The 20,546-nt window shown below is 73.5% G+C and carries 22 protein-coding genes and 1 pseudogene; 12 read left to right on the forward strand and 11 right to left on the reverse strand.

From position 1 onward, the window contains the following. Nucleotides 1-8: 8 nt before the first annotated feature. The gene (locus ABT034_RS31945; RefSeq protein ID WP_351220597.1) at nucleotides 9-1,157 is read right to left on the reverse strand and encodes an NAD(P)-binding domain-containing protein; all 1,149 of its coding nucleotides are present in this window, start codon (nucleotides 1,155-1,157) and stop codon (nucleotides 9-11) included. 215 nt (nucleotides 1,158-1,372) lie between these two features. On the opposite strand from ABT034_RS31945, the gene ABT034_RS31950 reads away from it, so the two are divergent. From ABT034_RS31950 to ABT034_RS31965, 4 genes are read left to right on the forward strand one after another with little or no spacing between them, the layout of a single operon-like run. After that, the gene (locus tag ABT034_RS31950) at nucleotides 1,373-2,233 is read left to right on the forward strand and encodes an ABC transporter ATP-binding protein (RefSeq protein WP_351220575.1); all 861 of its coding nucleotides are present in this window, start codon (nucleotides 1,373-1,375) and stop codon (nucleotides 2,231-2,233) included. After that, complete coding sequence (locus tag ABT034_RS31955; protein ID WP_351220576.1) at nucleotides 2,230-3,207, forward strand: ABC transporter substrate-binding protein; 978 nt, start codon at nucleotides 2,230-2,232, stop codon at nucleotides 3,205-3,207. The genes ABT034_RS31950 and ABT034_RS31955 overlap by 4 nt, the downstream gene beginning before the upstream one ends. 4 nt (nucleotides 3,208-3,211) lie before the next feature. Next, a complete protein-coding gene (locus ABT034_RS31960) occupies nucleotides 3,212-5,287 on the forward strand; it encodes an iron ABC transporter permease (protein ID WP_351220577.1) in 2,076 nt (691 codons plus the stop codon). Nucleotides 5,288-5,318: 31 nt separating this feature from the next. Then, nucleotides 5,319-7,466 carry a prolyl oligopeptidase family serine peptidase gene (locus ABT034_RS31965; protein ID WP_351220598.1) on the forward strand — a complete coding sequence of 716 codons (2,148 nt, stop codon included), beginning with the start codon at nucleotides 5,319-5,321 and terminating at the stop codon, nucleotides 7,464-7,466. On the opposite strand, the gene ABT034_RS31970 is transcribed toward ABT034_RS31965, so the two are convergent. Further along, nucleotides 7,414-8,397: a LuxR family transcriptional regulator gene (locus tag ABT034_RS31970; protein ID WP_351220578.1), complete on the reverse strand. Its 984-nt coding sequence runs from the start codon at nucleotides 8,395-8,397 to the stop codon at nucleotides 7,414-7,416. The genes ABT034_RS31965 and ABT034_RS31970 overlap by 53 nt on opposite strands. A gap of 157 nt (nucleotides 8,398-8,554) precedes the next feature. Between ABT034_RS31970 and ABT034_RS31975 the strand changes: the two genes are divergently transcribed. Beyond that, on the forward strand, nucleotides 8,555-9,970 hold the full coding sequence (locus tag ABT034_RS31975) for an aminopeptidase P family protein (protein ID WP_351220579.1): 1,416 nt from the start codon (nucleotides 8,555-8,557) through the stop codon (nucleotides 9,968-9,970). A 49-nt stretch (nucleotides 9,971-10,019) separates the two neighbouring features. On the opposite strand, the gene ABT034_RS31980 is transcribed toward ABT034_RS31975, so the two are convergent. Together ABT034_RS31980 and ABT034_RS31985 are read right to left on the reverse strand one after the other, a co-directional pair. Continuing rightward, nucleotides 10,020-10,904, reverse strand: a complete 885-nt coding sequence (locus ABT034_RS31980) for a PaaX family transcriptional regulator C-terminal domain-containing protein (protein WP_351220580.1) — start codon at nucleotides 10,902-10,904, stop codon at nucleotides 10,020-10,022. Beyond that, nucleotides 10,901-11,542 carry a GNAT family N-acetyltransferase gene (locus ABT034_RS31985; RefSeq protein WP_351220581.1) on the reverse strand — a complete coding sequence of 214 codons (642 nt, stop codon included), beginning with the start codon at nucleotides 11,540-11,542 and terminating at the stop codon, nucleotides 10,901-10,903. Before ABT034_RS31985 ends, ABT034_RS31980 begins: the two co-directional genes overlap by 4 nt. 120 nt (nucleotides 11,543-11,662) lie before the next feature. Here ABT034_RS31985 and ABT034_RS31990 point away from each other — a divergent pair, with 120 nt between their 5' ends. From ABT034_RS31990 to ABT034_RS32000, 3 genes are all read left to right on the forward strand, one after another. Next, nucleotides 11,663-12,901, forward strand: coding sequence for a DUF418 domain-containing protein (locus tag ABT034_RS31990; protein WP_351220582.1), 1,239 nt, complete (start codon nucleotides 11,663-11,665; stop codon nucleotides 12,899-12,901). Between the two features lie 94 nt (nucleotides 12,902-12,995). Next, on the forward strand, nucleotides 12,996-13,421 hold the full coding sequence (locus tag ABT034_RS31995) for a nuclear transport factor 2 family protein (protein ID WP_351220583.1): 426 nt from the start codon (nucleotides 12,996-12,998) through the stop codon (nucleotides 13,419-13,421). A gap of 190 nt (nucleotides 13,422-13,611) precedes the next feature. Beyond that, on the forward strand, nucleotides 13,612-14,103 hold the full coding sequence (locus ABT034_RS32000) for an STAS domain-containing protein (protein WP_351220584.1): 492 nt from the start codon (nucleotides 13,612-13,614) through the stop codon (nucleotides 14,101-14,103). Here ABT034_RS32000 and ABT034_RS32005 read toward each other — a convergent pair. Then, nucleotides 14,043-14,264 (reverse strand): annotated as a pseudogene (locus ABT034_RS32005) (response regulator transcription factor); the annotation flags it as partial. The gene ABT034_RS32000 and the pseudogene ABT034_RS32005 sit on opposite strands and share 61 nt — an antisense overlap. Nucleotides 14,265-14,472: 208 nt before the next feature. Here ABT034_RS32005 and ABT034_RS32010 point away from each other — a divergent pair. Beyond that, nucleotides 14,473-14,856 (forward strand): VOC family protein, encoded by a 384-nt coding sequence (locus tag ABT034_RS32010; protein WP_351220585.1) that lies wholly within the window; start codon nucleotides 14,473-14,475, stop codon nucleotides 14,854-14,856. A 43-nt stretch (nucleotides 14,857-14,899) separates the two neighbouring features. Here ABT034_RS32010 and ABT034_RS32015 read toward each other — a convergent pair whose 3' ends face one another. Both ABT034_RS32015 and ABT034_RS32020 read right to left on the reverse strand, forming a co-directional pair. Further along, nucleotides 14,900-15,373, reverse strand: coding sequence for an anthrone oxygenase family protein (locus ABT034_RS32015; protein WP_351220586.1), 474 nt, complete (start codon nucleotides 15,371-15,373; stop codon nucleotides 14,900-14,902). Beyond that, nucleotides 15,370-15,819, reverse strand: coding sequence for a nuclear transport factor 2 family protein (locus ABT034_RS32020; protein WP_351220587.1), 450 nt, complete (start codon nucleotides 15,817-15,819; stop codon nucleotides 15,370-15,372). The genes ABT034_RS32015 and ABT034_RS32020 overlap by 4 nt, the downstream gene beginning before the upstream one ends. Before the next feature lie 89 nt (nucleotides 15,820-15,908). Here ABT034_RS32020 and ABT034_RS32025 point away from each other — a divergent pair, with 89 nt between their 5' ends. Next, entirely contained in the window at nucleotides 15,909-16,559 is a 651-nt protein-coding gene (locus tag ABT034_RS32025) for a TetR/AcrR family transcriptional regulator (protein WP_351220588.1), read from the forward strand. Nucleotides 16,560-16,590: 31 nt separating this feature from the next. Here ABT034_RS32025 and ABT034_RS32030 read toward each other — a convergent pair whose 3' ends face one another. Then, entirely contained in the window at nucleotides 16,591-16,959 is a 369-nt protein-coding gene (locus ABT034_RS32030; protein WP_351220589.1) for a winged helix-turn-helix transcriptional regulator, read from the reverse strand. 118 nt (nucleotides 16,960-17,077) lie between these two features. Here ABT034_RS32030 and ABT034_RS32035 point away from each other — a divergent pair, with 118 nt between their 5' ends. Continuing rightward, nucleotides 17,078-17,743, forward strand: a complete 666-nt coding sequence (locus tag ABT034_RS32035) for an NADPH-dependent F420 reductase (protein WP_351220590.1) — start codon at nucleotides 17,078-17,080, stop codon at nucleotides 17,741-17,743. Between the two features lie 118 nt (nucleotides 17,744-17,861). On the opposite strand, the gene ABT034_RS32040 is transcribed toward ABT034_RS32035, so the two are convergent. Both ABT034_RS32040 and ABT034_RS32045 read right to left on the reverse strand, forming a co-directional pair. Then, nucleotides 17,862-18,248 carry a hypothetical protein gene (locus ABT034_RS32040; RefSeq protein ID WP_351220591.1) on the reverse strand — a complete coding sequence of 129 codons (387 nt, stop codon included), beginning with the start codon at nucleotides 18,246-18,248 and terminating at the stop codon, nucleotides 17,862-17,864. Beyond that, nucleotides 18,245-18,829: a TetR/AcrR family transcriptional regulator gene (locus ABT034_RS32045; RefSeq protein WP_351220592.1), complete on the reverse strand. Its 585-nt coding sequence runs from the start codon at nucleotides 18,827-18,829 to the stop codon at nucleotides 18,245-18,247. Before ABT034_RS32045 ends, ABT034_RS32040 begins: the two co-directional genes overlap by 4 nt. A gap of 106 nt (nucleotides 18,830-18,935) precedes the next feature. On the opposite strand from ABT034_RS32045, the gene ABT034_RS32050 reads away from it, so the two are divergent. Then, on the forward strand, nucleotides 18,936-19,538 hold the full coding sequence (locus ABT034_RS32050; protein ID WP_351220593.1) for an isochorismatase family protein: 603 nt from the start codon (nucleotides 18,936-18,938) through the stop codon (nucleotides 19,536-19,538). A gap of 31 nt (nucleotides 19,539-19,569) precedes the next feature. On the opposite strand, the gene ABT034_RS32055 is transcribed toward ABT034_RS32050, so the two are convergent. Beyond that, entirely contained in the window at nucleotides 19,570-20,346 is a 777-nt protein-coding gene (locus ABT034_RS32055; protein WP_351220594.1) for an NADPH-dependent F420 reductase, read from the reverse strand. Between the last annotated feature and the right edge of the window lie 200 nt (nucleotides 20,347-20,546).

Genomic DNA, 20,546 nt, shown 5'->3' on the forward strand with positions numbered 1-20,546 from the left:
CGCCTGGTTCACCCGGCCGAAGCGGTGGTTGCGGTGACGGCCGCCGGGGCGGTGGTCGCGGTGACGGCTGCCGGGGCGGTGGCTGCGGTGACGGTCGCCGGGTCGGTGGCGGGTGCGCCGCGGAGGAGGCGGCGGATGTCGGTGACGGCCGCGCGGCCTGCCCGGTTGGCGCCGATCGTCGAGGCCGAGGGTCCGTAGCCGACGAGGTGGACGCGCTCGTCCCGTACCGCACGCGTGCCCTCGACCCGGATGCCGCCGCCCGGTTCGCGCAGCCGCAGCGGGGTCAGATGGTCGATCGCCGCCCGGAAGCCCGTCGCCCAGAGGATCACGTCCACGTCGACGCTCCGGCCGTCGTCCCAGGCCACGCCGGTCGGGGTGATCCGGTCGAACATCGGGAGACGGTCCAGTATCCCGCGCGCGCGTGCCGAGCGGATCGCGTCGTTGAGCGGGAGCCCGGTGACCGAGACGACGCTCTGCGGGGGCAGCCCGCGCCGCACCCGCTCCTCGACGAGCGCGACGGCCGCCCGGCCCTCCGCCTCCCCGAAGGGGCCCTCGCGGAAGACGGGTTCGCGCCGGGTCACCCAGAACGTCTCGGCGGCGACGTCCGCGATCTCCATGAGGTGCTGCGTGCCGGAGGCGCCGCCGCCGACGACGAGGACCCGCTTGCCGGCGAACTCGGCCGGGCCCGGGTATCGGGCGGTGTGCGTCTGGAGCCCCCGGAAGGTCTCCTGGCCGGGGTAGCGCGGCCAGAACGGACGGTCCCAGGTGCCGGTGGCGTTGATCAGGGCGCGGGTGGCGTACGAGCCCTCGGAGGTCTCGACGAGGAGCCGTCCGCCGTCCCCCTCGCGGACGGCCGTCACGTCGACGGGGCGGTGGATCCGCAGGTCGAAGGTGCGCTCGTACGTGTCGAAGTAGGCGCCGATCACCTCCGAGGAGGGGCGCGCGGGATCGGCGCCGGTCAGCTCCATGCCGGGCAGCGCGCTCATGCCGTGGACCTTGCCGTACGTGAGGGAGGGCCAGCGGAACTGCCAGGCGCCGCCCGGCCGCGGGGCGTGGTCGAGGACGACGAAGTCCCGGTCCGGTTCGAGTCCGGCGCGGCGCAGATGGAAGGCGGCCGAGAGGCCCGCCTGTCCGGCCCCGATGACGACGACGTCCACCGGCGCGGGCTGCCGCCGCGCGACCGCCCCGACGGCTGCCTCTTCGACCACGAAATCGTTCACGGTTCTACCAACAGGGGCGGGGGTGCGGTTCTTCCCCGAGGTCCCGCCCTGACTGCGCGAGGTGCGTCGTGAGCTTGGCCGGATTCCGCCTTGCGGGCGGCCTTGCGGACTCCCCTTCCGGGGATCGGTAAGGTTAGGCTAACCTCTGCGACGTGCAAGCAGCTGAACAGACCGCCGCGACCCCGCGTCCCCACGGTCATGAACTCTCGGCCACGGGTGTCACCGTGGCGTACGAAGGCATCGACGTCGTCCACGACGCCGCCATGACGCTGCGCCCCGGCGAAGTGACCGTCCTCGTCGGGCCGAACGGCAGCGGCAAGTCGACGCTGCTCCGCACGATCGCACGGCTCCAGCAGCCGCGGACCGCCACGCTCGTCCTCGACGGAGCCACCGACTGCCTCGCGATGAGCCCCCGTCAGTTCTCGCGCCACGTCGCCCTGCTCACCCAGGGACGCCCCACACCCAGCGGGCTGACCGTACGGGACCTGGTCGAATTCGGCCGCTACCCCTACCGCGGACGCTGGGGCAAGGCCGACCCGGACGGCCGGGCCGCGGTGGACCGCGCCCTCGCCATGACCGGCGTCGCCGAACTCGCCGGACGCGGAGCCGAACACCTCTCCGGCGGCCAACTCCAGCGCGTCTGGCTGGCCGGCTGCCTCGCCCAGGAGACGGGCGTCCTGCTGCTCGACGAACCGACCACCTACCTCGACCTCCGCTACCAGGTCGAACTCCTCGACCTCATGCGCGACCTGGCGGACGACCACGGCATCGCCGTCGGCGCCGTCCTCCACGACCTCGACCAGGCCGCCGCCGTCGCCGACCGGATCGTCCTGCTCGACGCGGGACGGGTCGTCGCCGACGGCAGCCCCGTGGACGTCCTGACGCCGGAGCGCCTGACCGGCACGTACGGCATCCGCATCGAGGTCGACACCGATCCCCTCACCGGCCGGCTCCGCACCCGTGCGCTGGGCCGCCACCACTCGCGAAGCGAAAGGCTCAGCACCACCTCATGAGACGCCTCCTCCTCACCGCGGCGGCCGCCACCACCGCGGCCCTCACCCTGACCGCCTGCGGCACCACCGAGCCCGCCGCCGACGACGCGAAGAAGACCACCGAACGCATCACCCTCACCGACTCCACGGGCGCGAAGGTGGAGCTCGACGGCCCCGCCAAGAAGGTCGTCGGCACCGAGTGGAACGTCGTCGAGCACCTGATCACGCTGGGCGTCGACCCGGTGGGCGTCGCCGACGTCAAGGGCTACAAGACCTGGGACACCGCCGTCCCGCTCAAGAACGAGCCCAAGGACATCGGCACCCGCGGCGAGCCGAGCGTGGAGACCGTCGCCGCCCTGAAGCCCGACCTCATCGTCGCCACCACGGACCTGCCGCCGGCCGCCGTGAAGCAGCTGCGCAAGGTCGCCCCGGTCCTGACCCTGAAGGCCGCCGACGCCGCCGACCCGATCGGCCGGATGAACGCGGACCTCGACGCCATCGCCGAGGCCACCGGCACCACGCAGAAGGCCGACGAGCTCAAGAAGCAGTTCCAGGCGAAGCTCGACGAGGGCAAGAAGAAGCTCGCCGACGCCGGCCTCGCCGGGAGCAAGTACGCCTTCGCCGACGGCTACGTCATGTCCAACCAGGTCTCGATCCGCCCCTACACCAGCGGTTCGCTGATCGGCGCCGTCAGCGAGAAGCTCGGTCTGAAGAACGCCTGGACCGTCAAGGGCGACCCGGCCTACGGCCTCGCCGCCACCGACGTCGAAGGCCTCACCAAGCTCGGTGACGTGCAGTTCGCCTACGTCGGCAACGACGGCGACGCCGCCAGCACGCCGTTCACCGGTGTCCTGGCCAAGGACAAGGTGTGGACGTCCCTGCCGTTCGTCAAGAAGGGCAACGTGCACCGGCTGCCCGACGGCATCTGGATGTTCGGCGGCCCCCGGTCGATGGGCACGTACGTCGACTCCGTCGTCGCCGCCCTGACGAAGTAACACCATGGCCGTCACCGCGACCACCCCCGCCACCCGTCCGCCGGCGGCCCCGTCCCGCACGGGCACGGCCCCGGTGACGGCCGCCCTGGTCCTCCTCGTCACCGCGCTCGCGCTCGTGGACATCACCCAGGGCACGGCCGCCGTCGGCGCCCCCGAGGTGTGGAAGGCGTTCACCGGCCAGGCCGACCCGGCCGACGCCTCCGTCGTCGTCGCCTCCCGTCTGCCGAGGATGACCGCCGGCCTGCTGGTCGGCGCCGTCCTCGGCATCGCGGGCGCCGCCCTCCAGGCCGTCAGCCGCAACGTCCTCGCCTCGCCCGACACCCTCGCCGTCAACGCCGGCTCCTACTTCGCGCTCGGCCTCACCGCCGCCTTCGGCCTCTCGCTCCCGCTGTTCGCCTCCTCGGCCTTCGCGTTCGCCGGCGGTCTCGCGGCGGCGGCCGTCGTCCTCGCCCTCTCGGGCCTCGGCGCCGGAACGGTCCGGCTCGTCCTCGCCGGCAGCGCCCTCACCCTCGGCCTCACCGCCGTCACCGAGGGCCTGCTCCTGCTCTTCCCCCGGCAGACCGAAGGGCTGTACGAGTGGAACCAGGGCAGCATCTCCCAGAACGGCTTCGACGGCGTCCTGCAGATGGCCCCGATCGCCCTCGTCGGCCTCGTCGGACTGCTGCTCATCGCCCGCCGGGTCGACGCCCTCGCCCTCGGTGACGACGCCGCCCGCGGGCTCGGCGTCCCCGTCCGCGCCACCCGGGTCACGGCCGTCGTCCTCGCCGCCCTGCTCTCCACGGCCGCCGTCACCCTCGCCGGACCCGTCGGCTACGTCGGCCTGTGCGCCCCCGCGCTCGTCCGGCCCCTCGCCCGCAGGTTCCGCGGCTTCACCCGCTCCCGGGGCTTCCTGCCCGCCGCCGGCCTCACCGGCGCCGCCCTCGTCCTCGGCTCCGACGTCCTGCTGCGCGCCGCCGTACCGGCGGACGTGGCGGTCGCCGTCCCCACCGGCGTCGTCACCAGCCTCGTCGGTGCCGTCTTCCTGATCGTCATGGCCACCCGCGTCCGCGACACGGCCGGAGCCACCGCCACCGAGCGGCTCCGCATCAGGTCCCGGGCCCGGTTCCTCACCGTCACGGCGACCCTGGTGGCCGCCCTGGTCGGCATCGTCATCGCGGGCGTGCTCCTCGGCGACAGCAAGCTGCTCCTCGGCGACGTCGTCAACTGGGCCCAGGGGCAGGCCGGCCGGACCGTCACCTTCGTCCTCGACACCCGGGTGCCCCGCGTCCTCGCCGCCCTCCTCGCGGGCGCCGCGCTCGCCCTGGCCGGCACCCTCGTCCAGGCCGTCACCCGCAACCCGCTCGCCGAACCCGGCATCCTGGGCGTCTCCGGCGGCGCCGCGCTCGGGTCCGTACTCCTCGTGACGACCGTGCCCCTGGCCAGTTCGTGGGGCGTCGCGGCCGCCGCGTTCGCGGGCGCCGCCGCCAGCTCCGTGCTCGTCTTCGGACTGGCCGCGCGGGGCGGGTTCCAGCAGAACAGGCTCGTCCTCGTCGGCTTCGGCGTCGCCATCGGCGCCGCCGCCCTGATCAGCCTCCTGATCATCCTCACCGACCCGTTCAACGCGACGAAGGCCCTCACCTGGCTCTCGGGCTCCACCTACGGGCGCTCCCTGCCCGACGTGGTGCCCCTCGCCGCGGTCCTCGCCGTCGGCGTGGCCGTCGCGGCCGCCCGGCGCACCGAACTCGACCTGGTGTCGCTCGACGAGGACACCCCGCGGCTGCTCGGCCTGCGCCTCGGACGCGGCCGCCTCGGCTTCCTCGCCCTCGCCGTCCTGATCACCGCCACCGCCGTCGCCGCCGCCGGCACGATCGGCTTCGTGGGACTCGTCGCCCCGCACGCGGCCCGCGCCCTCGTCGGCCGCCGGCACGCCCGCGTGGTGCCCGTCGCGGTGCTCCTCGGCGCGGTCCTCGTCTGCACCGCCGACCTGGTGGGGCGGACCGTGATCGCACCGGCCCAGCTCGGGGCGGGCCTGATGACCGCCGCCATCGGCACCCCGTACTTCCTCTATCTGCTGGTACGCAGCAGGGGTGGACGTGGCTGACCGCGCACACGGGTCCGTCCCGGCCTGCACAATACGAGGCGTGACCGATGACGATCCGTACCTGTGGCTGGAAGACATCTCGGGCGAGCCCGCCCTCGCGTGGGTGGCCGAGCGGAACGCCGAGACGGCGCTCACGGTGGCCGGGGACGCCGGGTTCGGCGCACTGAAGGCGCGCCTGCGGGAGGTGCTCGACGCCTCCGACCGGATCCCCTACACCGTGCGGCGCGGGGCGTACCTCTACAACTTCTGGCGGGACGCCGAGCACGTGCGCGGGGTCTGGCGGCGCACGACCCTGGAGCGGTACCGGCAGGAGGCGCCCGAGTGGGAGATCCTGCTCGACGTGGACGCGCTGGCCGCCGCCGAGGGCGAGAAGTGGGTGTGGGACGGGGCAACGGTCCGGCGGCCGGAGTACGACCGGGCTCTCGTACGGCTCTCGCGGGACGGCGGCGACGCCGTCGTGGTACGTGAATTCGACCTCGGGACCCGTCAGTTCGTCGACGACGGCTTCCGGCTGCCGGAGGCCAAGACGCGCATCGGCTGGGTCGACGCCGACACCGTCCTCGTCGGTACGGACCTCGGGCCCGGCTCCCTGACCGACTCCGGCTACCCCCGCACCGTCCGCCGATGGCGGCGCGGCACCCCGGTGGAGGCCGCCGAACTCGTCTTCGAGGCCGAGCAGGGGGACGTCGCGGCCTGGGGCTACCGGGACACCGCACCCGGGTTCGAGCGGGAGTTCGCCGGGCGTTCCCTCGACTTCTTCCGCAGCGAGACGTATCTCCTGCGGCCCGACGGCACGCGCGCCCGGATCGACGTGCCCGACGACGCCGTCGCCTACGCCCACCGGCGCCATCTGATCGTCACCCTGAAGTCCGCGTGGCTCGGCCGGCCGACCGGCTCGCTCCTCGCGTTCGACTTCGACGCCTTCCTGGCGGGCGACCGCACGCCCGAGGTGCTCTTCACCCCCGACCGGCGGACCGCGCTCGCCGGGCACAGCTGGACCCGCAACCACCTGATCCTGGAGACGATGCGGGACGTCAGCACCCGCATCGAGGTCCTCACCCCCGGCGCCGACGGGGGCTGGACGCGCGAGCCGCTCGTCGGGGTCCCCGAGCTGTCCGCCGTCAGCGTCGTCGACACCGACCCCGACGTGTCCGACGAGTACGTCCTCGACGTGTCCGGGTTCCTCCAGCCCTCCACCCTCCACCTGGGCCGGATCGGGGCCGGCTCGGAGGTGCTCAAGCAGGCCCCGCACCGCTTCGACTCCGCCGGGCTCACGGTCGCCCAGCACTTCGCGACCTCCCGCGACGGCACGCGCGTGCCGTACTTCGTCATCGGCCCCGACCGCACCACCACCGGCCCCGGCCCCACCCTGCTCTACGGCTACGGCGGCTTCGAGGTCTCCCTCACGCCGTACTACGGCGCGGTGACGGGCCGGGCGTGGCTGGAGCGCGGCGGCACCTACGTGATCGCGAACATCCGGGGCGGCGGCGAGTACGGCCCCGACTGGCACCAGGCCGCACTCGGCGCCGAACGGCCCCGGGCCTTCGAGGACTTCGCCGCCGTCGCCGAGGACCTCGTCGCGCGGGGCATCACCACCCCGGCCATGCTGGGCGCCATGGGCGGCAGCAACGGCGGGCTCCTCATGGGCGCGATGCTCACCCGCCGGCCCGAGCTGTTCGGCGCGATCGTCGCCCAGGTGCCGCTCCTCGACATGACCCGCTTCCACAAGCTCCTCGCGGGCGCGTCCTGGATCGCCGAGTACGGCGACCCGGACGACGAGGCCGACCGCCCCCACCTGCGCGATATCTCCCCGTACCACCGGCTCGCCGCCGACCGCGCCTACCCGCCGGTCCTCCTGATGACCTCGACCCGGGACGACCGCGTCCACCCCGGCCACGCCCGCAAGACCGCGGCGCGGCTGAGGGAACTCGGCCACCGGGTCCTGTTCCACGAGAACACCGGCGGCGGCCACGCGGGCGCCGGCGACAACGAACAGGCCGCCCACAACAGCGCACTCGTCCACACCTACCTGTGGCAGCAGCTCTCCGGCACGGGGCAGCGGGCCACGGAGGCCCCGGCCGCCGCGGAGGTCCCGGCCCCGGCGGCCCCCGTCGAGGCGGCGACCGTCACAGCCACCCCGCGCGCTGCGCCTGCAACGCCATCTGGAACCGGCTCGTAGCGCCGAGCCGCGCCATCAGGACCTGCACCCGGCGGAAGAGGGTGCGGCGGCTGACCCCGATCTCCCGGGCGATGACGTCGTCGGCCGCCCCGGCCGCGAGCAGCCGGAGCAGCCGCCGGTCCGCCGGCTGCAGACCGGCGGGCCGCGGCGAACGGCCGTGGAACGGCAGCGCGTTCTGCCACGCCTGCTCGAACAGCGCCACGAGCGCCGAGAGGAGCCCGCACGGCTGCACGACCAGCATCGTGTTGTACACGTCCGTCTCCCTGATCGACAGGGAGACCAGCGCGTACGCGTCGTCGATGATCACGAGCTTCACCGGCACCGACGGCAGGACCCTCGCCTGCTCGCCCGCCTCGATACAGCGCTCGATGGAGTTCTCCAGCTGCCCCGGATGCTCAAGGGACTCCCGCGAGTACACGACCCGCTGGGTCACACCGCGGGCGAGGGTGGCGAGGGCGTCGTCGGTGGCGCCTTCGAGGGGGAAGTACGGCGGCGAGTCGAACTGCCGGATCTCCTCCCGGGCACTGGCCCAGGCCTGCCGCATCCGGAGACCGATCGCGTCCCCGGTGACGACCTCCACGAGCCGGTCGTCGTACGCGGCGAGCCGCTGCCGCCGGAACGACTCGAACGCGCCGCCGACGGTGATGCGGGACTCGTCGATCTCGGCCGCCCGGTGCCGGCCGAGGATCTCCAGACCGGCGGCCGGCGGCACCGGCGCCACCACGTCCGCGCCGTCCTCGGCCGCGCTCGCCAGACCCGAGTCGATCAGTTCGCCGTACGCCGCCGAGAACGCCGCGCCCCCCAGACCGGCCGCCGACCTGATCGCGCCCAGCGGCGCGGGGCCCCGTTCGAGGAGCTCCAGATAGACCCGTACGGCCTCCTCACCGATCCCCAGAACCCGTAGGGCCTCGCTGAGCTTGTGGTTCGCCATGCCCGCATTATCGCCCCGCCACCCCAGGGCGGTGTCCGATCCGTGCCAGTGGCCGATCCGGGCACCCGGGGCAGGCCGGGCGGAGTACCTTCCGGGAACCGCCGGACCGCCGGCGGACGAGCAACTCACCGAAATCACCGGGAAGAAGGAGCAGGACGTGGCGAAGGGTCGCAAGAACGGCCTCTACGGAGACGGCGTCTCCGAGGAACTCTCCGCGCTGATGAGGACGGGGTGGGCGGACACCGAGCGGCACGGCCTCGAACCCGACGAGCAGGCCCCGTACGCGGCCCGCCGCCGCGCCGCGCTCTCCGCGCGCTTCCCCGGCGAGCGTCTCGTGGTCCCCTCCGGCAACCTCAAGACCCGCTCCAACGACGACACCTACCCGTTCCGCCCGTACTCCGGCTACGTCCACATGACCGGGGACCAGGCACGCGACGGCGCCCTCGTCCTCGAACCCCGCGCCGACGGCGGCCACGACGCTTACTGCTACCAGCTGCCCCGCGACAGCCGGAACGACGACGAGTTCTGGACCGGCAACACGGCGGAGCTGTGGATGGGCAGGCGCCGGTCCCTCGCGGAGGCGGAGCGCGTCCTCGGACTGCCCTGCCGGGACGTCCGTACCGCCGCAGAGGACCTCGCCGCGGGCTCCGGCGTGCCGACCCGGATCGTCCGCGGCCACGACCCGGCCCTCGAAGCCGCCGTCACCACCGACGCGGAGCGCGACGACGAACTGGAGGAGGTGCTCAGCGGACTCCGGCTCGTCAAGGACGCCTGGGAGCTCGGCGAGATGCGCAAGGCGGTCGACTCCACCGTGCGCGGCTTCACCGACTGCGTCGGCGAACTGTCCCGGGCGATCGCCTCCTCCGAGCGGTGGATCGAGGGCACCTTCTTCCGCCGGGCCCGCCTGGAGGGCAACGCCGTCGGCTACGGCACCATCTGCGCCGCCGGGGACCACGCCACGATCATGCACTGGACGGACAACGACGGCCCGGTCAGGCCCGGTGAACTCCTCCTGCTCGACGCCGGCGTGGAGACCCACTCCCTCTACACCGCCGACGTCACCCGCACCCTCCCCGTCAGCGGCACCTTCACCCCCGTCCAGCGCCAGGTGTACGACGCGGTGTACGAGGCCCAGGAGGCCGGCATGGCCGCGGTCAAGCCGGGCGCCCCGTTCCGCGACTTCCACGAGGCGTCCCAACGCCATCTGACGGCACGGCTCGTCGAGTGGGGCTTCGTCGAGGGCCCCGTCGACCGCGCGTACGAGCTCGGCCTCCAGCGCCGCTTCACCATGGCCGGCACCGGGCACATGCTCGGCCTCGACGTCCACGACTGCGCCCACTCGCGCACCGAGGAGCACGTCGACGGCGTCCTCGAAGCGGGCATGGTGCTCACCGTCGAGCCGGGGCTCTACTTCCAGCCCGACGACCTGACCGTGCCCGAGGAGTGGCGCGGCATCGGCGTCCGGATCGAGGACGACCTCGTCGTCACCGACGACGGCCACGAGAACCTGTCGGCGGGCCTGCCCCGCTCCTCGGCCGAGGTCGAGGCCTGGATGGCGCGCTACGCGGGCTGATCCCGGAGCGCCGACGGAGCCCGGGGGACCTCGCGCGCGGCCTCACGTCTCACGCGCCCTGCGCGTCGGCGCCGAGGTCCCCGTACAGGGCGAAGAGGCGGGGGAGCGGCGGCCCGGACTCCGGTGCGGGGCGCCGCCCGAGCGCGGCCCAGGCGGTGGCGGTGAGTTCGCGCGCGCGTGCGCCCGGCCAGGGCCGGGGGAGCAGCTCGGGGGGCAGCAGGGGGTCGGGCCGCATGGCGTACGTGAAAGCGGCGGCGAGCTGGACGGCGAGCGTCAGCCGCTCGGCGTCCGCCAGGGGTTCCGGGCGGGCGAGCCGGTCCAGACAGGAGCCGGCGAGGGCCGCCAGCTCCTCGTGCCGGCCGGCGATCTCGTCCAGGGGCCAGAGCGCGGCGGCGAGCTCCCCAGGCGCGGCGGGCTCCCCGACCCGCAGGTCGGTGCTGGTGAGGTAGGTGATCTGGGCGGCGACGCCCAGGTGGTGGGCGTGGGCCTCGACGAGCGGTTCGATCGGGTTCGCGGCCACGTACAGACCGCCCTGGACGGGAGCGGCGCCGAGCCCGACGAGGGTGTCGCGGAGCGCGTCGCGGGCGGCCCGCGCGGACTCCGGGACGGCGAAGGCGAAGAGGTGCCAGACGCCGTCCCAGGGGGCGAGCCCGTGGTCCTGGCGGTAGGCGTAGCGGACGTGGGCGGCGTCGGGGGCGAGGGAGCCGCTGGGATCGGCGACCGCGCGGAGCACCGCCTTCCGGCCCCTGCCCTCATGGGTGAAGCGGCCTTCGGCCACGAGCCGCTTGACGCAGAGCCGGACCTGCTGGTCGGTCATCCCGAGCAGCCCGGCGACGGCGTAGAGCTCCCCGGCGTCGACGGTGCCGTCCTCGCGCACGAGGGCGTGCACGACGGTACGGGTGGGGATCGGGTTCCAGGGGGTCGCGGGCTTCACCGGGCCTGCCCACGGGGACCGGAGCCGTGCCCGGAGCCGGAGTCGGCCGTGGTGACGGGCCTGTGCATCGTCGTGACGGCGCCGAAGCCCATCAGGCCGCGCAGATACGGGGTGTTCTCGGTGCGCACGGCGGTGAAGCCGTGCCGCTCGTACAGCGCGCGGGCCCGCGGGTTGACGTCGATGACGTCGAGCCGGATGCGCTGGCAGCCGGCCTCGGCCGCGACGACCGCGATCTCGCTCAGGAGCCGGGCGCCGATGCCCGCACCCCGGTGCTCGGGGGCGACGGCGATGCCGTCCATCACGAGCTCGCGGGCCGCAGGGCGCCGCTCCAGGAGGGTGAGGAGCGCCAGGCGTGGCAGCCCGCGCAGCACCCCGTACGCCGCGAGGACGTCTCCCGCCCCGCCGCCGGTGAGCCCGCGCCCGTCGAGCTGGTAGCCCGCCACCCCCGCCACCTCGCCGTCGACGAGGGCGGTGACGCCCCGGTCGTGGTGGAGGTGGGCCGCGAGGAAGGCCCGGGCCTTGTCGGGCGGGTTCAGGGCGGCGCCGAGCTTCCGCCCGAACGCCTCCCAGTACAGCGCGGCGACCCGCGCCTCGCTCCCTTCGGGTACGCCCCTGCGCACCACCGGCCGCGTGTCCATCGGAGCTCCTTCTCGTGGTCGGCCCCTGCCGCCTGGCCGGGATTGACGCTTGCGCTATCAATGGTAGTACGTTCATTCTCAAAACGAGCGTTCTGTCCGCGATAGTTTTGGGGGAAGGCCATGAAGCAGTTGCAACGTCCGACCAAGGGGCGGGCCACCGAGCCGCGGGCGAGACCGGAACGGCTTGCGCACGTCGACGCCCTGCGCGGGTTCGCCCTCCTGGGCATCCTCGTCGTCAACATCGGCTACATGGCGTCGACTTACCACGGCTCGGGGCTTGAGGACCCCCGCTTCGCCTCGCCTCTCGACGACGCCGTCCGCTGGGCGGTCGCGGTGTTCTTCGAGGCCAAGTTCTTCCTGCTGTTCTCGTTCCTCTTCGGCTACAGCTTCACCCTCCAGCTCGACTCCGCCGAGCGGAGCGGCGCCCGCTTCGTCCCGCGCTTCCTACGGCGCCTGGCGGGCCTGCTCGTCCTCGGTGCCCTGCACGCGACCCTGCTGTTCACCGGCGACATCCTCACCGCGTACGCCGTCCTCGGCCTGATCCTGCTCGCCGCCCGCCGGATCCGTCCCCGCACCGCCGTCCGTACGGCCTTGGTCCTCTTCGTCGTGACCGCCGCCGCGTACGTGCTCCTCGCGGCGGGCGTGCATCTCACGGGCGGCGGGGCGGGGGTGGCTCCGGGGGTGGCGGCCGAGGCCGAGCGGGTCGCGGCGGAGCTGCGCGGCGACCCCGGCTCCGTGATCCGGGCGAACCTGGAGCAGCTGCCCGACATGGCGTTCCTGCTCGCCTTCTTCCAGGCCCCGGCCGCCCTCGCCGCCTTCTTCCTGGGCCTCGCCGCCGGGCGGGTCCGGGCGCTCGCGGATCTCGCCCGACACCGGACGGTACTGGTCCGCCTGCAGTGGGCGGGCTTCACGGTCGGGCTCCTCGGCGCTGTCGTGTACGCCCACGCGAGCCTGGAGCATCCGGGCGGCGCGTACCAGATCCTCGCCATGGGGATCGACGTCGTCACCGCGCCGCTGCTCGCCGCCGCGTACGCCGCCACCGTGCTCCGGCTCGCCCAGGGGCGGCTCGGGAAGCGGACGGTGGCCGTACTCGGCCCCGTGGGCAGCATGACCCTGACCGGCTACCTCAGCCAGTCCCTCGTCTGCGCCCTGCTGTTCACCGGGTACGGGGCGGGTCTCGTGGGCCGGGTGTCACCGCCGGTGGTCCTGGCCGTCGCCCTCGCGCTGTTCGCCGCGCAGGTGGTGAGCGGCCGGTGGTGGCTCCGGCGGCACCGCTACGGGCCGGTCGAATGGCTGCTGCGGGCGTGGACCACGCTGAGCCGACCGCCGCTCCGTCGGGCGGCGACGCCCGAGGGCTGAGCGGCGGCGGGCCCGGCCGGCCACTGGACGGGACGCGGGCGATGCGGTTAGCTGCCTCTGCACCTATTCAATAAGTTGTATATGGAGGCGTCTGATGCATCCGTTCCGCAAGGCCGTGGAGGCCCAGGACCACGCCGCCGTCGAGGCGATGCTGGCCGAGGACGTCGTCTTCACCAGCCCGGTCGCCTTCCGCCCGTACCCCGGAAAGGCCATCACCGCCGCGATCCTGCGCGGAGTCATGCGCGTCTTCACCGACTTCCGGTACGTCCGCGAGATCGCGAGCGCGGACGGCCGGGACCACGCCCTCGTCTTCGTCGCGAAGGTCGGCGACAAGGAGATCAACGGCTGCGACTTCCTCCACTTCGACGAGGAGGGCAGGATCGACGACTTCACCGTCATGGTCCGGCCCCTCTCGGCCGCGCAGGCGCTCTCCGCCGCCATGGGCGCCCAGTTCGACCGGATCACGGCCGAGGCCCTCGCGGCGCCCGGGGGAGCGGACCGGTCGCGCACAGCGGACTAGCGGACGAACGGAAAAGTGGGGCGTACGGGCGCGCCATTCGTCCTCCTGTGTGGCTCTCGGCCGTACGGGCGAGATCTGGCGGCCCGCACATTCACCGATTCAGGTGACAGCGGCCGAGGCGAAACGTCCCTCCCCGGCGAGAGGCGGCCACGCTCGAAGCGACACATGGAGCCACCCTGTGGAGCGTCCGATGCAGCTGATCCCCCGCCATGACCCGTACCTCGTCGTCCACTCGACCGGCGATCTCACCGTCGCCGCCCTCCGGGGCGAGCTCGACCTCGTCCTCGTACGGCACCTGCGGCCCGAGCTCGACGCCCTCGTCCGGGAGTCCGACGCCCTGACCCTCGACATCCGGCGCCTCACCTTCTGCGACGCCACCGGGCTCGGCCTCCTCGCCCACTGCGCCGGGCGCACACGACAGCGCGGTGCGCGCTGGAGACTCGTCTGCGACCAGCCCCTGATCCTCCGGCTCATCCGCCTCACCGCGCTCGACGACCTCCTGCGCCCGGAGGCACCGCTACCGGACGACCCGCCCGAGGCCTGGCCGGACGAGCCGTCGGACGCACCGCCGGATGCCCTGCCGGGCGGGCTGCCGGACGGCCCGTCGTTCGGCCTGGTCGCTCAGCCGGAGCCGGCCGGTCTCCGACTGTCCGGGCCCGGCGCGACCAGACCCGTCTCATAGGCGGCGATCACGGCCTGGCCCCGGTCGCGCAGCCGGAGCTTCGACAGGATGCGGGCGACATGCGTCTTCACCGTCGCCTCGCTCAACCGGAACCGCGCGGCCGGCTCGGCGTTGCCGAGGCCGCGCGCCAGGGCTCCGAGGACCTCCAGCTCGCGCGGCGTGGGGGCGCGCCGGCCGACTTCGACGTGTGCGGCACGCCCCTGCTCGTTCTCCTCGCGACCGCCCGCGTGGTGATCGCGACGGCCGGCGCCCTGCTGCCGGCGGGCTGGGCGGCCCGCACCGCCACGGCACGGGCCCTCCGGGCGGAGCAGGCGCCGCCGACTCCGGAGCTCCCGGACTCCACGCGGAGCCCCTCGTACACTCACGGGCATGGCATGCCGCATCAGCGAACTGGTCATCGACTGCGCCGACCCCGAACGGCTCGCCGCGTTCTGGAGCGAGGTCCTCGGTTACGTCGAACTCGGCCGGGAGGACGACGGAAGCATCGAGATCGGGCCGCCCGACGCCGGTTTCGGCGGTCCGCAGCCGACGCTCATCCTCAGCCCCAGCGATGACCCGCGGACCGGGAAACTCCCCCTGCACATCGACGTGAACCCCACCGATCGAGACCAGGAAGCCGAGTTGGAGCGGCTGCTGGCTCTGGGCGCCAGGCCCGCCGACGTCGGCCAGGACGGCACCGAGGACTGGCACGTCCTGGCCGACCCGGAGGGCAACGAGTTCTGCCTCCTGCGCAAGCGGCTCCAGCCGCTCTGACGCGCGTTTTCCGCCTCCCGCGCCCTCGGCGCCTCCCGCGCCGTCAGGCCGGGTCGTTGCGGCGGAGCGCGAGCACGATCAGCAGCGCGAACGCGGCGAACGCGGCGGCTGTGCGGGCGTAGTTGAACGCCTCCCAGCGCGCCAGGATCTCGGCGTGGTCGGCGGGGGCGGAGGTGACCGCCCACTCCTTGATGCGGCCGTTGATCGGGACGTTGCCGAGGCGGGTGATCAGGAAGGACGCGATGGCGAGCAGCCCGGCCCCGGCGGCCAGCCAGCGGGCGGACCCGCGCGTCATGGCGGCGAGCGCGAGGGCGCTGAGCGCGGAGATGCCCATGGCGCCCTGCATGGTGATGCCGTTCATCTGCATCAACTGGGCGTGGAAGGAAAGCCGCATGTCGAGCGGTACGGCGTTGAAGGTGGGAACGAGGTTGGCCGCTCCGTAGCCGAAGGCGCCGGCGAGGGCCCCCGTGGACAGCAGGGCGAGGCCCTGGACGACTCGGACGCGTGGGGCGATCACTTCTCGGTCTCCGATGCGGTGGTGGTGGCGGTGGCCGTGGCGGCGGGGTCGGGGACGGGGACGGGGACGGGCCGGGTGAGTTGCTCGGCTCGGCGCAGCAGGCCGTCGGGGGTGAATTCGGCGAACATATGGACCCGCGTGGAGACCGGCCCGCCCTTGCGCATGCGCGCGTGGATCGTGAAACGGGCCGCGATCCGGTCGCCGTCCGCGAACGCTTCGTGCACCTCGAACCGGAACGCCCGCAGGTTTCTGCGGACCGGGCGGAGGTGGGCGAGGAGTCGGTCCCAGTCCAGAAGCACGCCGTCAGCCACCTGGACGACATCGCGCGCGTAGTACCGGGACATCAGGTCGGCGGGGTCCTCCGAACCGTGCACCACGGCCTCGGTGAAGGTCGTGAGGAAGTCGGCGACGAACTGGCCGGGGGACGTGGTACGGAGAGGGTTCACCGTGCTCCTGCCGTGCGGGGGGCCTGGGCTGAACTCTTACATGCCCGTAAGATATAGGGAGCCATGTATTTCTGACAAGGGTGTAAGAGTTGACTGCTGTCGAGCCCACCGACGAAGAGAGCCCCGGAGCGTCGCCCCGGGCGGCTCGGCCCCGCCGCCGCGCCGACGCCGAGCGCAGCCGGGCCGCGGTCCTGGACGCCGCGGTACGCCTGCTGGGCCGGCGGCCCGACGCCGGAATGGCCGCCATCGCCGCCGAGGCGGGGGTGACCCGCCAGACCGTCTACGCGCACTTCGGGACCCGGGACGCGCTGGTCGACGCCGTCGCCGACCGGATCACCGATCAGGCCATGGCCGCGATGGACGAGGCCGAGGAGGAGGGCGGCCCCGCGCTGGACTCGCTGCTGCGGCTCCAGGACATCGGCTGGCGACTGTTCGCACGCAACCCGGTACTCCTCCAGGTCGGGGGCACCCGCGCAGGCGCCTCCGCCGACGAGGCCCGGCACGAACCCGTCGCGGCCAGACTCACCCGACTCGTCGAACAGGGCCAGGCGTCGGGGGAGTTCGACCCCGCACCCCCCGCCGGCTGGCTGGTGGCCGCGGTCACCGCCCTCGGCCACGCGGCGGGAGACGAGGTCGGGGCGGGCCGCATGCCGGTGGAAGAGGCGGCGACCTGGCTCCGCGCCGCCACCCTCGCCCTCCTGGGAGTCGAGCCCCGAGAGGAGGCGAGCCAGACCTCATAAGGCTCTGGATCTCGTAAGGCTCCAGGCCACATCACGCTCCAGGCCCCCTCACGCCCAGGACCTCGTGGCGCTCCTGGGCGGCCATCACCTCGTCACCGTGCTCGTAGGCCCACGCTCCGAACGCGTCGATCGGTGCGAGCAAGGTCCGCCCCAGGGGCGTGAGTACGTACGTGACGCGGGACGCCGCAGCCGTCCGGCGCTCCACGAGACCGTTGTACTCCAGTCGCCGCAGCGTCTCGGTGAGGACCTTGGAGCTGATCCCGCCGATCCGGTCACGGAGTTCGCCGTGGCGGCTGGGCCCGTCCCGAAGCGACCAGAGCACCACCGAGTTCCAGGTGTTCGAGAGCAGGTCGAAGGCGAGGCGGGCGCGGCAGTCGGCCAGGTATCCGTCGGAAGTCACGTACCAGATGGTGCCCGAAGCGCTGCCTAGTGTCGTTCCGGATGCGCCCGCCGCCGTCAACGGGACGGCGGCGGGGGACAACGCACGCGGACGACGGGCGCGGAGAGAGGGCGGAACCATGAGGATCGGCGTACTGGGGACGGGGAACATGGCCCAGGCGCTCGCCACCCACTGGGTGCGGGCGGGGCACGAGGTGCTCGTCGGCGGCCGTGACGAGCGGAGGGCGCGCCTCCTCGCGCACCGGCTCGGTGGCGGTGCGCGGTACGGGGACCTGAGCGAGGCGGCCGGCTTCGGCGAGGTCGCCCTCGGCGCGTTGCCGTACGGCGCAGGGGCGGAGGTCGTGGGGGACGTGCGGGACCGGCTGGACGGGCGGGTCCTGCTCGACTGCTCCAACCCGATCGGCCCCGGCTTCCGGCTGCTGACGGACGGAGGGCCGTCGGCGGCCCTGCGGCTGGCCCGGGCGGCACCCGGCGCGCGGGTCGTCAAGGCCTTCAACCTCTGCCACGAGGACGTCTGGCGGATGACTCCGCCGGTCTTCGACGGGCGGCGTCTCGCCGTCCCGCTCTGCGGCGACGACGCGTCGGCGCTCGCCTGCGCGGAGGAGCTGGTCCGGGACGCGGGCTGCACGCCGGTGGCCGGCGGCGGCCTCGACCGGGCGGGCCTCCTGGAGGCGACCGCCGCGCTCTTCATCGGCCTGTGGGTCGGCGAGGGCGCCGACGCCCAGGCCGTCGCACCGCCCCTGGCGTTCGCCACGGGGCCGGACGGCGAGGGGGCAGGTGCCTAGGGGCAGGCCGTAATGACCGGCTGGCCGAGGGCGAGACAGGGCTCCACGGCAGCTCGAGCAGGCCCCTGACCGGACCAGAAGGTCGCAACCTGCGCGGGCTTCCTGGCCCGCGCGGCGGCTAGGGCATACGCGCACCCGCCATGGTCAGGACCGCGACCGGCAGGAGAAGAATCCACTGCGGCAGCCGGAGCAGTGGCCTCGGCCAGCCGACCGACAGCGTGACGACCAGGAAGGCGGCCGCGTACGCCACGAAGTGCGCGGCCACGAACCACGCCATCAGGCGGGTCGCTGACGTACCGTCCGCCAGCGCGAGGTAGACCAAGGCGGCTGCGGAGAGCACCAGGTCGGCGCTCACCATGTGCCACACGGCATGAAGGACGCGCTTGGGTTCGTCCGCGAGTCCGCAGGACAGCAGCGGGCGCACGACGTCCCGGTGCCCGCCGACGATGTGCGCTGCGGCCACACCGGACGCGGTGATGCCCGCCGCGAGGAGCCAGCCGTTCATCGGATCTCGATTCCTTCGGCTATGACAGCAGCCAGCCGGGCGGCCAGCTGACGGTCGGGTTGTTCCCCGACCAGACCGACGTGGAAGAACACGGCTCCTGCCAGCGTGTCCAGGACCAGATCCACGGGTGTGTCGGCCGCGATCTCCCCGCGTGCCGAGGCACGCTCGAAGACGATCAGCAGCCGCTCCTTCGAGAGGGCCAGGAAGTCGCCGCGGATACGAGCTTTCAGCTCCGGATCGGCGGCGAAGTCGGCGAGCAGCCCGGGGAGCGCCGCTGCGGCGGCAGGTGCGTGGAACTCGTCGACCAGGCCGCGCAGCAGTGCGGTCAGGTCCCCGGTCAGCGTTCCGGTGTCGGGGATCGGGGCATGGTCGGTGGTCGTGAACACGGCCTCGAAGACCAACTCCGGCTTGCCCCGCCACCGTCGGTAGATCGTGTCCTTGCCGACACCGGCACGGGCGGCCACCGCCCCGATCGACGTCGCGGCGTAGCCGACCCCGATCAACAGCTCGGTGGTCGCGCTGACGATCGCCTCGTGCGAACGGGGGTCCCTGGGGCGTCCTCTGGAGGACGGAGAGCTCATAGCGATTTACCATACGGCTCGACCCGTTTGATAAGCAACCGCAGGCGTGCGGGGGGTTGGGCGAAATGCCGTGGCCGTGGGGGAGCTTGGGCGTGATGATGGCCGGATGGACCAGCATGGTGACACCGCCCCGCCGCACGCGCGGCCCGTCGACGCGCTCATCGTCGTGGACGTGCAAACGGCCTTCGTCGTCGGTGACGGGGCCGTGCCCGGGGCCGTCCGGCTCGTCGACCGTACGGCCGACCTCATCGCGCGGGCACGCAGGGACGGGGCGTTCGTCGTCCACCTCCAGAACGACGGGGGGCCCGGCGCGGAGGACGAACCCCACACGCCCGGCTGGGAGCTTCACCACCCGGTACGGCCCGGGCCGGCGGAGGTGGTCGTCCGCAAGCCGTACGACGACGGCTTCCGCGAGACGCCCCTCGGTGGCCTGCTCGCAGACGCGGGGGTGCGGGCGGTCGCCGTCTGCGGCGTGATGTCCGAGATGTGTGTCCAGGCGACGGCCCGTACGGCCCTGGAGCGCGGCTACCGGGTCGTTGTGCCGCACGACGCCCACGCGACCCAGGACGTCCCGGCCGCGCCCGGGGTCAGCGGGGTCGTACCGGCCGCGACGGTCTCCCGGGTGGCGGCGTACGCCCTCGGGAGCGACGCGGAGGTGACCGTGCCGGCCGCCGCCGTCACGTTCACGGCGCCGGCCGGCACGCACTGAGGACGTCGGAGGGGCCCGGCGGCGGCCGGCGTCAGCCCCTGAACGCCTCCGGGCGCTCCGGGGATGCCTCGGCCAGCGCCTTCGTCACCGCGTCCACGCCCTCCCGGAGGCCGTAGACCGGGGTGTTCGGCTGCTGGCGCCAGGACTCGTCGATACCGCCCGCGTCCACCGTGTCGAAGCCCAGCTCGTCGACGAGGAGCCGCACCTTCTTCTTCGCGGTCTCGTCGTCCCCCGCCACGGGCACGGCGATCCGCTCGGGGTCACCCGCCGGGCGCGGGCGCTCCAGGATGTCCTGCGCGTAGGTGCCGTTGAACACCTTCACCACCGGGTGGCCGATCTGCCGCTCCGTCCACCGGCTCTCCGTGAGGCCCCCGTCCTCGATGGCGTCGATGCGGCCGTCGCGCTCCCGGGGGTAGTAGTTGCCGGTGTCGATGACCACGAAGTCCTCGGCCGCGCCGTCGAAGAGCCCGGCAGGCAGGTCCGGGACGTTCTTCAGCGGGACGGTGACGACGACGACCTCCGCGCCCCGCGCGGCCTCCGAGGCGTCGACCGCGGTGGCGCCCGTCTCCTCGGCCAGCGCGGCGAGGGTCTCCGGGCCACGGGAGTTGGCGACGGACACCTCGTGACCGAGGGCGGTGAGACGACGGGTCAGATTGCCGCCGATGTTGCCGGCGCCGATGATGCCGATCTTCATGGTGCTTCCTTCTGTTCCGGCTGTACGCGACCACGGACTGTCCTGGGCCGCCCTCCGACGGATACGTCGGCGGCGGCCACGCCACCTCGTCAACGGATCGCACCCTCGTCCCATTCCTTGAGGGAGGCCACCGTCCCGTCGGGCCGGGCGAAGGGGCGGGGGCGTCGCCGTGGCGGGGAGAGGATGCGGCGAGCAGTAGAGGATCTACGAGTCGCCAGCCCCTAGGGCGTGTCCGGCGGATCATGGCCGGGGTCGCGACGCCTGGCACGGCACCTCGCCGCGTTGCCGAAACGCCCGAATAGCTCCGCTATGAG

It is taken from the genome of Streptomyces sp. NPDC002773 (assembly GCF_040295605.1).
Classification (GTDB): Bacteria; Actinomycetota; Actinomycetes; order Streptomycetales; family Streptomycetaceae; genus Streptomyces.

Bases quoted from the DNA above. Each gene is read 5' to 3' on its own strand.
- ABT034_RS32040 (WP_351220591.1), bottom strand. From the start codon at position 18,248: ATGAACGGCTGGCTCCTCGCGGCGGGCATCACCGCGTCCGGTGTGGCC.
- ABT034_RS31970 (WP_351220578.1), bottom strand. From the start codon at position 8,397: ATGGCGAACCACAAGCTCAGCGAGGCCCTACGGGTTCTGGGGATCGGT.
- ABT034_RS31960 (WP_351220577.1), top strand. From the start codon at position 3,212: ATGGCCGTCACCGCGACCACCCCCGCCACCCGTCCGCCGGCGGCCCCG.
- ABT034_RS32010 (WP_351220585.1), top strand. From the start codon at position 14,473: ATGGCATGCCGCATCAGCGAACTGGTCATCGACTGCGCCGACCCCGAA.
- ABT034_RS31990 (WP_351220582.1), top strand. From the start codon at position 11,663: ATGAAGCAGTTGCAACGTCCGACCAAGGGGCGGGCCACCGAGCCGCGG.
- ABT034_RS32000 (WP_351220584.1), top strand. From the start codon at position 13,612: ATGCAGCTGATCCCCCGCCATGACCCGTACCTCGTCGTCCACTCGACC.
- ABT034_RS32045 (WP_351220592.1), bottom strand. From the start codon at position 18,829: ATGAGCTCTCCGTCCTCCAGAGGACGCCCCAGGGACCCCCGTTCGCAC.
- ABT034_RS31995 (WP_351220583.1), top strand. From the start codon at position 12,996: ATGCATCCGTTCCGCAAGGCCGTGGAGGCCCAGGACCACGCCGCCGTC.
- ABT034_RS32055 (WP_351220594.1), bottom strand. From the start codon at position 20,346: ATGGGACGAGGGTGCGATCCGTTGACGAGGTGGCGTGGCCGCCGCCGA.
- ABT034_RS32035 (WP_351220590.1), top strand. From the start codon at position 17,078: ATGAGGATCGGCGTACTGGGGACGGGGAACATGGCCCAGGCGCTCGCC.
- ABT034_RS32050 (WP_351220593.1), top strand. From the start codon at position 18,936: ATGGACCAGCATGGTGACACCGCCCCGCCGCACGCGCGGCCCGTCGAC.
- ABT034_RS31985 (WP_351220581.1), bottom strand. From the start codon at position 11,542: ATGGACACGCGGCCGGTGGTGCGCAGGGGCGTACCCGAAGGGAGCGAG.
- ABT034_RS31955 (WP_351220576.1), top strand. From the start codon at position 2,230: ATGAGACGCCTCCTCCTCACCGCGGCGGCCGCCACCACCGCGGCCCTC.